The organism is Streptacidiphilus rugosus AM-16 (genome assembly GCF_000744655.1).
In the GTDB taxonomy this organism is placed as follows: Bacteria; Actinomycetota; Actinomycetes; order Streptomycetales; family Streptomycetaceae; genus Streptacidiphilus; species Streptacidiphilus rugosus.
In genome coordinates this window covers 708,781-720,802 of the sequence record NZ_JQMJ01000003.1, presented here as the reverse complement: position 1 = coordinate 720,802, position 12,022 = coordinate 708,781, and the positions used below count along the sequence as shown (strand labels likewise).

The following is a 12,022-nucleotide window of genomic DNA, read 5'->3' as shown; positions in this document are numbered from 1 at the left end:
ACGACGAGCACTGCCTTACATCTCTCCTTGGCTCCGGCGCCCGAAAGCGTTACACGCGGTTCCGTGGTCCGCTTCGGATCGGTGCCACGGGGATGCCTCGGTACGGCAGACTCGCTCCGTGCTGATCTATGAGGGGCCCGCCACCCTGGAATGGGAGATGAACGACTCTACGAGCGTCGGGTGCCCGGACCTGCACGTGGTGGTGGACTGCACCGACGACGTGTGGACCGGCATCGCGCGACCGGACCCGCAGGTCACCGCCTCGGAGCGGGCGGCACTGCTCGAACTGGCCGCCATGGACCCGCTCTTCACCCTGACCTTCGCACCGGGCGTCAGGGCGCTGGTCGAGGTCGCCCCCGGCGCGGACTCCGGCGAGCTCAGGCTCACCCTCTGGCAGCCCGGCTCACCCTCCGAAGGGACCGCGCCGCCCGTGGGCTGAGCAGACCGGTGCGCCGGGAGGGCTGCGTGAGGCGGGCAGCCGCCCGGGCGGCTCAGCGTGCGGCGCGCTGGGCCAGGGCGATCAGACGCGCCACCGCCTCGGGTTCCTCCGGCACGGCCAGGGCCACCCAGTTGACCAGCCGACGCGCGCCCGCGCTCCACGCCGTGAACGGCCAGGGCCCGGTGCTGGGCCGGCCCTGTGTCGGCAGGCCCTTGACGTCGCTCATCACCAGCCCGTCCCGCACGAACGGCGGGCGCAGGTCGGCGAGCGGCAGGCGGTGGACGGTCGGCTCCGCGCCGCGCGCCCCGGCCACCACGGTCAGCAGGTGCCGGTCGGTCAGACCGTAGCTGGATCGGCGCGCGCGGTACCGGCGCCGGAACAACCGGCCGACCGCGGCGTAGCCGCCGAGGACGACGCCGAGCAGCAGGACCGGAAGGCCGGGGCCTGACGGATAGGACCCGTTCGAGGAGAGGCCGACGGAGAGCAGGACCGCGACGGCAACCGTCAGGGCGCCGACGGCGGAGTTGAGCCGGTCCGCGCCGGTGTACCACCAGGCCGTCCGGGCGCGGGCCGCCCACAGCAGCCGCTCGTCCGGATCCAGCCGCACGCCCTGCGGCAGACCTTCGCCCGGCGCGACCCGCAGGTCCTCCGGTCGCGCGCCCTCCGGCCGGGGACCGTGCGCCGCCTCGGCGCGCCCGCTGAGCAGCAGCTCGCGCACGGCGGCCGCGTCGGGCAGCGCCTCCAGCCTGACCGTCGGCGCATCCGGCCCGGCGGCGGCGTGCACGACCAGGTCGTGGCCGTGCTTTCCGCGCCGCTCGACCAGCCGGGGCTCCCGCAGGTCCCACACCCACCAGGCCTCGGCGACGGCGCGCGAGCCCTCGCCCCTGACGATCACCAGACGGTCCGACGTCAGCCGGTAGCGGACCACCGTGAAGCGGCTGCGGTCACGGAACGCCCCGGCCAGGTACCACAGCCACTGCGCCGCCCCGGCGCAGAGGGCCAGCCCCCAGACCAGGCGGACCGGCACGGACTGCCCGCCGCCGACGATGTCCCTCATTGTGAGGACCGCCAGCACCGGCACCCCCACCGACGCCCCGAGCAGCGGCGCCAGGTTCCAGGCCGCCCGCCGCCGCCCTGGCCCCGGCTGCGCCTCCCAACGCACCTGCTCGCCCGGCAGCAGCTCACCGAAGATGTCGTTCCCGCCCGTCGCCGCCCTGGCCGTCGTCATGGCGTTGACGGTAGGGCCGCGGCCGCTCACGGATCGAGACCCCGTTCGGTCACGAATCGACGCCGCACGGAGGCGAACCGGGAGCGGAGGCGCGGCTCACTGCGACCGACGCCGCTGACGGAGCACCGGCCACCGGCGACGGGGTGGGGCCGCCGCGCCGGCCGCGCGGACGCATTCCCGCGCGAAGCCGACCAGCGCTGCGGTCGTCCGCTGGATCGCCGACTCGTCGGGCCTGGAAGGAACGGCCGCGTGCCACAGCTCCCACGGTCCGCCGGGCGCCAGGTACCGGGCCGGGTGGCCGCCGCCCAGCTCGGCGTCGACGTGCCGAAGCGCTCCCATCGCCACGCCCTGGTCGTAGTCCAGGTCCGGGCGGCGCAGGTAGAGGTCGAGGTAGTCGCAGAGGATCTGCGCGTCGGCCTCCGTCCCGAAGGACGCCAGCGCCACGCAGTACGCGGCCCCGGCGTAGGGTCCGTCGCTGGCGAGCAGCAGTTCCCCCAGCCGGGGCCTGAACCACCGCCGGTCGGAGGCGGCCACCAGCCAGGCGGCGGTCTTGCGCTCGCGCCATCCGCCCTGGTCCAGCAGGACCGTCAGTTCGGCGTCGGTGATGCGGGCGGCAGCGGCGGCCAGGTCCTGCACCGCGCGGCTCCGCTCCCTGCCCGTCAGACCGGTGAGCCCGACGCCCAGGCGCAGATACCGCTGATCGACCGTGACATAACGGTGGATCAGCTCCAGCAGTTCAGGTTCCTCATGCGCACGGGTCACCCGTGCATCCTCGCCCCGGCCGCCGTCGCCCGACCACCGCAATCCGCTTTCCGATCCCGGCTGAGCTGTCGGCCGGGCCCGCCTGAGCACGCCTACTCAGGCGGAGGCACGGACCGACGACGACCATGGCGCCAACCGATCGCACCCACGGAGGCCGCGCCGCCATGACGAAGAGACCCCAGGCCCTGAGACCGACGCTCCGCCTGGCCGGCGCGGGCGCAGCCGTCGCGTGTCTGGCCACGGCCTGCTCGGCCGACGCGCGGTCGGCGGCGGACTGGCGCGCCGCCCACCCGGAGCTGCCCAGCACCCTGGTGCGCGGCGTCAGTTGGCCAGGCGCCCACCCCGAGCGGATCGAGGCGCGCGGCTCGGGCTTCCGCACGGTGCTGAAGTTCGGCGATGACGACGACGCCGACCAGGGCGCCATCGTCTGGGTGGCTCCGGCCGCCACCGACCCCTGCCGGGTGATGCCGACCTTCGTCACCGACGGGGCCACCCCCGCCGATCCCCGGCTGCTCGGCAGCACCACGGACACCGCGGTCAGCTGCACCCCGGCCGGGCGGGACGCCTGGACCCTCCACGCCACCGGCTCCGACCGGAGCGGCTACGCGGTCCGCCGCGACGGCGTCCTGCTGGTGTTGACGACGACCGACGACTGGACCGATCCGGACTACCCGTCGATCGCCCGCACCCTGCACCCGCTCGACGACCGGGAGCTCTCCGCTCTGCTGTGACGTCAGGCGCTCAGGCTCTCCGGCTGTCCGGCTCTCGAGCTGTTCGGCCCTCAGGACCAGCCGACGACCGAAAGCGATGCGCTGGTGGCCCGTTCCCCGAGGACGTCGAGGACGTCCTCGACCGGGGCGCCCGTGATCAGTGCGATCTGATCGGGCGTGACGCCGGCCTCCCTGGCCTCACGGAATCTGACCTCACGCTCACGCACCAGTTCCATGTTCCAGCGGTGCAGGTGGCCCTGGGCCTCCAGCACGGTCCGGGGGCGATGGCGGTCGGCGCTTGGCATGCACCCATCTTGCCCTCTACCGCCATCCGGGGGGAGTGTCACGCGAAGTCGTGGCGAGAATGAGCAACCTGTTGTCCCCGCACTGGTGTTGGCGGTCATGTCCCCGCTCCGGCATCGGCGGTCGCCTCGGTCGCGAGCCAAGCGATGCACTGCCGCCGTGGCTCAAGGTGATTGAGTCGCCATGTGATCGCAAACCCGCTGGTAATCCCCGCCAGGCAGGGGGAGTCAGGCCAACTCAATGGCGGTAACATCCGGTTCGGAATTACTTTCCCCGGTAGAACGCACGTTTTGGCGGCGGGCCTGGCCCGCCAGAGAGGAGTTGAGATGTCGCGTCGCATCCGCGCGGTGATCATCTCGGTAGTCCTCGCAGCGGCAGCCGTAGTCGGCATCAACGCTGCGCAAGATCTGGGCTGGCAGCGGCACAGCATCACCGTCGCCGACCTGGGCTGGCAATCGGCGGGCCCCAGCGCGCCCTGATCAGCGCGCGGGAATCGTCCGAACGTCCGGAAGTCGGCGCATCCCCGGCGCGTGGGCTACCAATCCGCGGGGAATCCCTCAGGGTATTCTCCGCGGATCTCCCAAGCGAGAGCGTGCGTCGTGGGCGCGCCCCCGAACACTCTCCGGGCCTCCCCCAACTGTCGCCGAACCGTCCGCAGCGACAGGCCCGTCTCTCTCGCGATCACCTCGTGTTTGAGTTTTTCCTGAACGGCCATCCGCACGATTCTTCGCTGCATCGCGGTCAGCTGATCACCGCGCCGCCCGTCGGGCACATCGGTCTTCCTGACCGGTTCAAGGAAGGGCTCCGCCGCTCTCCACGCCTGCGCGAACAACCGCAGATGGAATTCCACGATCGCCGGTTCGGTGATGACCACCGCCGAATCCATCGTCTCGTCGACGGGATGGATCACCGTGCGGTCCGCGATGACGACCCGGTCGTAGAGCTCGTCGGCCGTCCTGACCTCGCCGCCCGCCTCGACCAGGGCGCGCACGTAGTCGCGGGTGTCCGGATGCTTGCGCGCCGGGGTCTGGTACATGACCCGGCGTTGGGCTCCGCGGCGCAGCAGGGCCAGATCGATCGGGAAGCTGTTGTCCAGCGACTCCTTGGTGCGCGATCCGCCGGGCTGGACGGCGAAGACCCGGGTCTTGGCCGAGGAGGCGATCAGGTTGATCTGCTGCGCGATGGCGGGCTTGCCCTCGACGTAGCGGACGAGCGAACCGCTGACCCCGTCCTTGCGGCGGGCGTCGCGGTAGGCGTCGGCGAGCGGACTCCACTCGTCCTGCAGACGGGAGGCCTGGAGCCACATCTCCCTGGCCTGACGCTCGGCCTGGAGCGCCGCGGCCTCCGGGTCGACCGGGACCAGCATGTCCGTGTCGACGTGGTGGCGCAGCAGGCCGGCCCGGAGCAGCTCGTCGTACACCGAGCGGGGATGCGCCCCCGGGGAAGGACGTCCTTCCCCGCTCGGAGCCTGGGGGACGCTGCCGTGTTCGAGCGCCTCGAGCCAGGCCTCGACCGCTTCCTTCGACAGGGAGCTGGGCAGCCGGAACGGCAGATCGGTCATGCGGCTGCCCTCGCCTGGTTCAGGCGACGCAGCAGCATCTGCCGCGAGAGCTGGTGGCGGGCCGCGATGGTCTTCATGGTGACGCCGTCGGCGAGTGCCTGCTCGATCTCCTGGATCGGCAGTTGCACCCGCGTGCACTGCTCGGAACGCGAGCGGCGCGGCACCTCGTGGGCGTCCAGGATCCGGGTCACCGTCGCCCTGGAGTACGGGAACAGCTTGGAGAGCTCGTTGATCGAGCGGCCCTGGGCGTAACCGTCGACGAGGTCCTCGACGACGTCCGCACGGTCCGACCAGGAACAGGTGTGCACACCGTTCCCGCACCCGTCCGGGCCGACGCCGATCCGCCCGCGGGCCAGACCGTCGTGCCGCAGGGGCAGACCGTGGTCCTCGCAGATCGCGCTGATCTCCGCCACGGCCACGCCGTACTCGGTGGCGAGCGCCTGCGGGGGCGTTCCCGCCAGACAGCGGGCCAGGATCCGCTCGACCTGGTCGGCGGACTCCGCCCACTCGCAGACGTGCTGCTGGGGTGTGCAGGTCATCCGGGCCTCCCTGAGATGCCGGGCAGGGCCCGTAGATCCATGCGCTACACATATCAGAGTCAGTGTCCGCAGGGGCAGTCCGATTCGCGCCAGGACCGCGGGCATCGCCACGGCCGGGACCGGCGCACCGGCCCCGACCAGGGGTGGCTCAGGCTGATTCCGGGTAGCTGAGCGAGGTGTCGGCCCAGTCCAGCGCCGTGATGATGGTGTGACGCAGCTGGGCGGCGGTCCAGTTCGGGTCGAACTCCAGCGGCAGCACCGGGGAGACCTCTTCGAGCGTGGTGATCATCGGGCTGTGCGAGACCGCCTTGTCGACCAGCAGCACGACCGGCTTGCGCAGTGCCGTCGCCCAGCCGAGCTCCATGCCGACGCCGGCCGACAGCGGCGATCCGACGTAGGCGACGGCCAGGTCCGCCGCGTGCATCGCGCGGAAGGCCGAGGGGACTCTCAGGCCGATGCCGACGCCGCGGGTGGTCCACACGTCGTCGTGCTGGGCGCTGAAGACGCTCACGCCGCTGTCGAGGAGGGCATCGCGCAGGGCGGTGAGGCGGCCGCGCAGGGCCAGGCTGAAAACGCCGTCCGCCGGGCCGGTCAGGCGCAGCGACGGGGCAGCGAGGAAGACGCGCATGGTGCGGCGTGCATCGGCCGCTATCTCGGCGTCGGACAGCTCGGTCACGGTCAGCTCCAACAGGGAAGGTATCCACGCGACGAACAGCCGTGTGTCGCGGGGATCGAGAGTGAAACAGGCTCCGGCGCCGGGGCCCTTGGGGGGATGACTCGATGCTTTCGCGAGCGTCACGCCCGTGACAATGCTTCCCTCGCGGCATCTGGGTGCCAGACCCCAAGCGGACACCCCGCCGCCGATTGGGGTCGCGGGGTAAGGGGTGGTCAGAGGTCAGATTCTCCCCACGGATCATTGATGTTTCAAGAAAGGCGATCGCCCCGCGGTTGGCCCGGACATGTGCGACGGTGTAGTCATACATGGTGCCTGAACAGACCATGCCAAAATCGGGAGCGGTGTCGACGGCCCCCGGTTCGCTGTGGCGCCACCGCGACTTCCTGCTGCTGTGGGCGGGGGGAGCCACCAGCGACCTGGGCAGCGCCCTCTCCACCCTGCTGATCCCCCTGATCGCCGTTCAGGGGCTGCGCGCCACCACGCTGCAGGTCGCCGTGCTGGGACTGACCCGGCGGCTGCCCGCGGTAGTGGTCGCCCTGCCCGCCGGCGTGCTCGTCGACCGGACCTGCCGCCGACCGCTGATGATCGCCTGCGACCTCCTGAGCCTGCTGGCGATCGCGACGGTGCCCGTCGTGGCCTGGGCAGGCGGCCGGGTGCCGCTGTGGCAGCTCTACACGGTCACGGCGGTCATCGGCGCGGTCCGCAGCGTCTTCGACATCGCCGACCAGAGCGTGCTGCCCTCGCTGGTCGGCCAGGCACAGCTGGTGGACGCCAACGGGAAACTGCGGCTGACCGAGACCGGCTCCGACACCGCGGGCCCGGCTCTCGGCGCCCTGCTGGCCGGAGCGTTCGGCGCGGCCAAGGCCGTCGCCGCCGACGCGGTGTCCTACGCCGTGAGCGCCGCCACACTGCTGGCGATCCGCACCCCCGAACCCGCGGCGACACGCCCGAACGGACCCCGCGTCACCTTCCGCGCCGCGATGCGCGAGGGCATGGGCCACGTCAGGCGCGACCCGGTCCTGCGCGCCGTCGCGGCGACCACGGCGACCGCCAACCTCGGGATCCTCGCCGTCATCTCGCTGGAGGTCGTGTACCTGATCCGGCAGCTCCACGCCTCCCCGACCCAGGTCGGTCTCGTCCTCGGCGCAGGCATCGTCGGCGGGGTCGTCGGCAGCACCCTGGCCAAGCCCGTCGCCCAGCGGCTCGGGCCCGTCCGGGCCATGTGGGTGCCCCTGGTCGTCTGCACGCCCTTCGCGCTGCTCATGCCGCTGGCCGCGCCCGGCTGGGGCCTGATCCTCTACTCGCTCGGCTGGGCCGTCTTCAACGCCGGCGGCTCGGTCTACCAGGCCGCGCAGATGGCCTACCGTCAGGCCGCGTGCCCGCCGGAGCTGCTCGGCCGGGTCAACGCCGCACTGCGCTGGATCGTCTGGAGCACGATGCCCCTGGGCGCGCTCCTCGGCGGCGTCCTCGGCACCTGGATCGGCCTCCGCCCCACCCTCTGGCTGGCCACCACCGCCCTGGCCTGCACCGGCCTCTGGCTGACCCTGTCCCCCGCCGGCCACCGGACCGCGCCGACCACCTGACCGGACGGCCCGATGCCCGGTCGTGGCCCGTCGGCGCCCGGCACCTCCCCCGTGGAGTGCCGGGCCGCCCGCCTGTGCGGCGTTCCGACCTTCGGCGCAGCTGTCGGAGAGGAGCAGGAAGACAGCATCCCGGCGGTCCACCTTCCCGCTCCCGACCGAGCATTCCAGGGCGCCGCGCTGCGGTGTTGGCACTGCGTCGACGATTCCTTGGCATTGCGTCTACCGGCTCGCGCTCCCGGACAGCGCCCGGTGCCGGTGCTCGCGGGGTGAGAGGCCGTAGGCGGCCTGGAAGGCGCGGCTGAAGTCGGAGGCGCGGGGAATGCCCCACCGGGTCGCGACGGCGTGGATCGGCATCGCGGACAACGCGGGATCACCGAGGTCGCGGCGTGCCTGCTCCAGCCGTTGGCCGCGGATCGAGGCGGCGACGGTCTCACCTCGCGACTGCCGGGTGAAGACCCGATGCAGATAGCTGACGGAGATGTGGTGCTCGGCGGCGATCACGGCCGGCGTCAGTTCGGGATCCTGCAGGTTCTGCCGGACGAACGACCGGATGCTCGCCATCAGGGCGCTCCGCCGTACGTCCTCCGGCACTTCGGCCTCGGCCTCCAGCTCCCTGGCCAGCCAGGCCGCGACCAGGTCGACCACGACGGTCCCCAACCTGGGCGCCTCGGCGGGTCCGAGGGCGGCGGCGTGCCGGTCCAGGCCGACGACGAAGTCCGAGAGGAGCGCGCTGGTGCCTTCCCGCCCCGAGAACCCGCGCCCCAGCACGTTGCGCAGCCGCTGCGGCGGCAGCGGCAACAACGACGCGGGGAAGTCGATGCCCACGGCGTCGATCCGGCTCCGCCCCGGATCGGTGGAGCCCGAGCCGAACGCGCGCAGGTCGAACGGTTGCGAGCTGTGGGCCAGATGCAGCTCCCCCGGACCGAAGGTCGTGGTCGGATCGGAGCCACGCGTCAGCGCCATGCCTCCGTCCAGCAGGAGCGTCAGGCTGTACACCTCCGGATCCGACCGTCGCACCATGCTCGCGGTCCGCCGGAACAGTGTCGGCGGGAACGACGTGCGCAGGAGAGTGACCGGCCCGAGCTCCAGGCGCCGCATGTCCGCCGAGAAGTCGTCGGTGTGCTCGCTGATCACCTCGCCGGCGCGGCTACGGCCGATCATTTCCCGCCAGCGGTCGAATCGTTCCTTCCCCGACACACCCCCGCCCCCGGCCCCGTCCTCCACCCCTGCGGCCACGCCGCGCTCCCCTCTCCACACATTCCCTCGCCGATCGGTCATACCTTCCCATCCGGACCACAGGGCTCGGCGAGCGACGTCGTCACGACGGAGGGCTGCTTCGGGACCGCAAGGAACGACTCACGACGCTCACACCCCACCACAGTTGCTCGTCCATGGGCAGGAGGGTAGGACCCGCCACCGACTCCCCCGGAGCGCACCAGGCACGCCGACTCTCCGGTCGGCCCCGCGGGCAGGCCGGCCGGGCAGGGTGGATCTACTGGAGACGCGTGGCGGTCCGGACCAGGTCGGCGACGGCTCTGGACCGGCTGTGCGGTGGCCAGGCGATCACGGTGGTGACCTGCGGCGCGTCCAGCACGGGCACGGCGGCGAGGCCGGCGTGCAGGTGGGGTCGGCTCGACTCAGGCGAGACCGCGCAAGCCCGGCCGAGTGCCACGAGCTGCAGCAACTGCGCGTGGTCGCGGACCTGCGGGCCTGAACCGGGCGGGTAGGTGCCGTCGGGGTTGGGCCAGCGTGGCAGCGGCAGGCCCGGCAGCGCGGTGATGTCGGCCATGTGCACGTGGGACCGGGCGGTCAGCGGATGTCCGGCGGGCAGCACCGCGACCTGGCCCTCCGTGCTGAGCTCCTCGGTGTGGAGCCCGGCCGTCGAGTCGAACGGCCGGTGCAGCAGCGCCACGTCGGCCCGGCCCTCCCGCAGCATCCGCTCCTGCTCGGCCGGGCCGGACAAGATGACGTCGACGGAGACGGCGAAGGGTTCGGCGGCGTACGCGTCGAGCAGTCTCGCCAGTAGTTCGCTGGACGCGCTGGCCTTGGTGACCAGGACCAGGCCGGGACGGCCGGTCGCGGACAGGGCGGCGCGGCGGGTCCGGCGCTCGGCGGCGTCGACCGCGTCGAGGGCCGCCCGGCCCTCGACCAGCAGCACCGAGCCGGCCTCGGTCAGCGTGACGATGCGGCTGGTCCGGTCCAGCAGCGCCGTCCCGAGGCGGCGTTCGAGCTGCTGGATCGCCCGTGACAGCGGCGGCTGCGCGATCCCGAGCCGCTGCGCCGCCCGCCCGAAGTGCAGCTCCTCGGCGACGGCGACGAAGTAGCGCAGCTCCCTGGTCTCCATCCCGCCACGCTACTCCGGATCCATACCCTGTCGGTATCGATGCCCACCCGATCGGTCTTGGACGCCCCCTGGCGTCCGAGGGCAGCATGGTCAGCATGCCTGAGCGAACGATTGCGCTGGTCACCGGCGCCAACAAGGGAATTGGCTACAAGATCGCCGAGGGTCTGGGCGCCCTCGGCTGGAGCGTCGGCGTCGGCGCTCGCGACGATCTGCGCCGCGAGGCCGCGGTGGAGCGCCTGCGCGCGGCCGGCGTCGACGCCTTCGGCGTACCGCTGGACGTCACCGACGAGGCAGGCGTCGCCGCCGCCGCCCGACTGATCGAGGCGCAGGCCGGGCGCCTCGACGTGCTCGTCAACAACGCCGCCATCGCGGGCGTCATGCCGCAGGAGCCCACCGGCGTCGACCCCGCCACCGTCCGAACGGTCGTGGAGACCAACGTGATCGGCGTCATCCGCGTCACCAACGCGATGCTGCCGCTGCTGCGGCGCTCCGCCTCCCCCCGGATCGTGAACATGTCCAGCAGCGTCGGCTCCCTCACCCGGCAGTCAGGACCTGACGCGGAGCAGACGGCAGGTCCCGTGGCCGTGGTGTACGCGCCGTCGAAGACCTTCCTGAACGCCGTCACGCTCCAGTACGCCCGGGAGCTGAGCGGCACGAACATCCTGATCAACGTCGGCTGCCCCGGCTACGTCGCGACCGACCTCAACGGCTTCCGCGGCGTGCGTACCCCCGAACAGGGCGCGGCGATCGCCGTCAAACTCGCAACCCTGCCCGACGACGGCCCGACCGGCCAGTTCTTCGACGACGCCGGCCCCGTGCCCTGGTGACGCGCGGCGCACCCACCTGGTGCGGCCGCCGCCCGCCCACTGCCCGGCAACTCCGCCGCCCGGCAGCGGGCGGGCCACCTCCGCCCTGCTCAGGGCGTGGGCTCCGACTCAGCGCAGCAGCCAGGTCAGCATCATGGTCGTCAGGAAGACCAGCGCCGCCGCGGAACCGACCGCGAGCCGGCCCGGCCCGGCCGTCCGGCCCGCTTCCCGGTCCCGGCCCCCGGTGCGAGCAGCGCGTCCGCGAAGGCCCGAGCCGTGGGCGGGCGCTGCTCCGGGTCCACCGCCATCGCCGTGCCGAGCAGTTCCTCGACGCCGTCGGGAAGTTGTGGTCCGCCGGGAGGCAACGACGGCGCGGGCGCCGGCGCGCCGCCGGTGAGCCAGGTGGTGCGTCCTCCGGGACCGAAGGGCTTCTGTCCGGTCAGCAGCTCGAAGGTCAGCACGCCCAGGGCGTAGACGTCGGCACGGCCGTCGAACCCTCCTGTCTGGAAGGCCTGTTCGGGCGCCATGTAGGCGGGGGTGCCCGTGGTCACGGTCAGCCCCGACGCGTCGGCCAACTGCTTCGCGCTGCCGAGGTCCGCCACCAGCACGCCCGCAGGCGTCTGCTCGTCGTCGATCAGCAGGTTCGACGGCTTGACGTCCCGGTGGACCACGCCCTCGGTGTGCAGCACGTGCACCGCGTACCCGGCCTCGGCGGCCAGCCGCAGCGCCTCCTCCGGCGGGCACTGCCCGATCCGCTCGGCCAGCGTGCCGCCGCGGACGTAGTCCATGACGAAATAGGGCCGGTCCTCGTGGACCCCGACGTCGTGCACCCGCACCACCCGAGGGCTGGCGATCCGGCGCAGCAGTCGCGCCTCGGCCAGGAACCGCTCCCTGACGTCGGCGTTCGACGCCCAGTTGTCAGCCAGCACCTTGACCGCGACGTCCGTGTCCAGCTCGGGGTCGTACGCCCGCCACACGGTCGCGAAGGAGCCGGCTCCCAGCCGGTCCACCAGGAGATAACGGCCCAGCTTCTGCATGTGGCAGCATTCTGCCGGAGTCACGGGGGACGCG

Annotated in this window: 14 protein-coding genes; 5 read left to right on the top strand and 9 right to left on the bottom strand. The window is 72.5% G+C overall.

Annotated features, from left to right (window positions below; genetic code table 11):
* Nucleotides 1–118: 118 nt before the first annotated feature.
* Nucleotides 119–439: a hypothetical protein gene (locus BS83_RS06725; RefSeq protein WP_037601923.1), complete on the top strand. Its 321-nt coding sequence runs from the start codon at nt 119–121 to the stop codon at nt 437–439.
* A 52-nt stretch (nt 440–491) separates the two neighbouring features.
* On the opposite strand, the gene BS83_RS06720 is transcribed toward BS83_RS06725, so the two are convergent.
* Both BS83_RS06720 and BS83_RS06715 read right to left on the bottom strand, forming a co-directional pair.
* Nucleotides 492–1,667 carry a hypothetical protein gene (locus tag BS83_RS06720; protein WP_037601922.1) on the bottom strand — a complete coding sequence of 392 codons (1,176 nt, stop codon included), beginning with the start codon at nt 1,665–1,667 and terminating at the stop codon, nt 492–494.
* Between the two features lie 96 nt (nt 1,668–1,763).
* A complete protein-coding gene (locus BS83_RS06715) occupies nt 1,764–2,429 on the bottom strand; it encodes a DUF6000 family protein (RefSeq protein WP_051942718.1) in 666 nt (221 codons plus the stop codon).
* Nucleotides 2,430–2,593: 164 nt separating this feature from the next.
* Here BS83_RS06715 and BS83_RS06710 point away from each other — a divergent pair, with 164 nt between their 5' ends.
* On the top strand, nt 2,594–3,160 hold the full coding sequence (locus BS83_RS06710; protein WP_037601920.1) for a hypothetical protein: 567 nt from the start codon (nt 2,594–2,596) through the stop codon (nt 3,158–3,160).
* Nucleotides 3,161–3,210: 50 nt separating this feature from the next.
* On the opposite strand, the gene BS83_RS06705 is transcribed toward BS83_RS06710, so the two are convergent.
* Nucleotides 3,211–3,444 (bottom strand): hypothetical protein, encoded by a 234-nt coding sequence (locus tag BS83_RS06705; protein ID WP_037601919.1) that lies wholly within the window; start codon nt 3,442–3,444, stop codon nt 3,211–3,213.
* Nucleotides 3,445–3,768: 324 nt separating this feature from the next.
* On the opposite strand from BS83_RS06705, the gene BS83_RS45180 reads away from it, so the two are divergent.
* A complete protein-coding gene (locus BS83_RS45180; protein WP_157596984.1) occupies nt 3,769–3,921 on the top strand; it encodes a hypothetical protein in 153 nt (50 codons plus the stop codon).
* Nucleotides 3,922–3,977: 56 nt separating this feature from the next.
* Here the strand turns inward: BS83_RS45180 and BS83_RS41495 are convergent, their stop codons facing one another.
* From BS83_RS41495 to BS83_RS06690, 3 genes are all read right to left on the bottom strand, one after another.
* Nucleotides 3,978–5,003, bottom strand: coding sequence for a sigma factor-like helix-turn-helix DNA-binding protein (locus tag BS83_RS41495; protein WP_051942717.1), 1,026 nt, complete (start codon nt 5,001–5,003; stop codon nt 3,978–3,980).
* Nucleotides 5,000–5,542: a hypothetical protein gene (locus tag BS83_RS06695; protein WP_037601917.1), complete on the bottom strand. Its 543-nt coding sequence runs from the start codon at nt 5,540–5,542 to the stop codon at nt 5,000–5,002. The genes BS83_RS41495 and BS83_RS06695 overlap by 4 nt, the downstream gene beginning before the upstream one ends.
* A gap of 148 nt (nt 5,543–5,690) precedes the next feature.
* A complete protein-coding gene (locus tag BS83_RS06690; protein WP_157596982.1) occupies nt 5,691–6,218 on the bottom strand; it encodes a TIR domain-containing protein in 528 nt (175 codons plus the stop codon).
* A gap of 341 nt (nt 6,219–6,559) precedes the next feature.
* On the opposite strand from BS83_RS06690, the gene BS83_RS06685 reads away from it, so the two are divergent.
* Complete coding sequence (locus BS83_RS06685) at nt 6,560–7,801, top strand: MFS transporter (protein WP_198035155.1); 1,242 nt, start codon at nt 6,560–6,562, stop codon at nt 7,799–7,801.
* A 219-nt stretch (nt 7,802–8,020) separates the two neighbouring features.
* On the opposite strand, the gene BS83_RS06680 is transcribed toward BS83_RS06685, so the two are convergent.
* Both BS83_RS06680 and BS83_RS06675 read right to left on the bottom strand, forming a co-directional pair.
* Complete coding sequence (locus BS83_RS06680; protein ID WP_232248079.1) at nt 8,021–8,962, bottom strand: AraC-like ligand-binding domain-containing protein; 942 nt, start codon at nt 8,960–8,962, stop codon at nt 8,021–8,023.
* A 331-nt stretch (nt 8,963–9,293) separates the two neighbouring features.
* Nucleotides 9,294–10,145, bottom strand: coding sequence for a LysR family transcriptional regulator (locus BS83_RS06675; protein WP_037601909.1), 852 nt, complete (start codon nt 10,143–10,145; stop codon nt 9,294–9,296).
* A gap of 95 nt (nt 10,146–10,240) precedes the next feature.
* Between BS83_RS06675 and BS83_RS06670 the strand changes: the two genes are divergently transcribed.
* Entirely contained in the window at nt 10,241–10,972 is a 732-nt protein-coding gene (locus BS83_RS06670; protein ID WP_037602936.1) for an SDR family oxidoreductase, read from the top strand.
* 140 nt (nt 10,973–11,112) lie between these two features.
* Here the strand turns inward: BS83_RS06670 and BS83_RS06665 are convergent, their stop codons facing one another.
* Entirely contained in the window at nt 11,113–11,988 is an 876-nt protein-coding gene (locus tag BS83_RS06665) for a serine/threonine-protein kinase (RefSeq protein ID WP_051942715.1), read from the bottom strand.
* Nucleotides 11,989–12,022 lie beyond the last annotated feature (34 nt).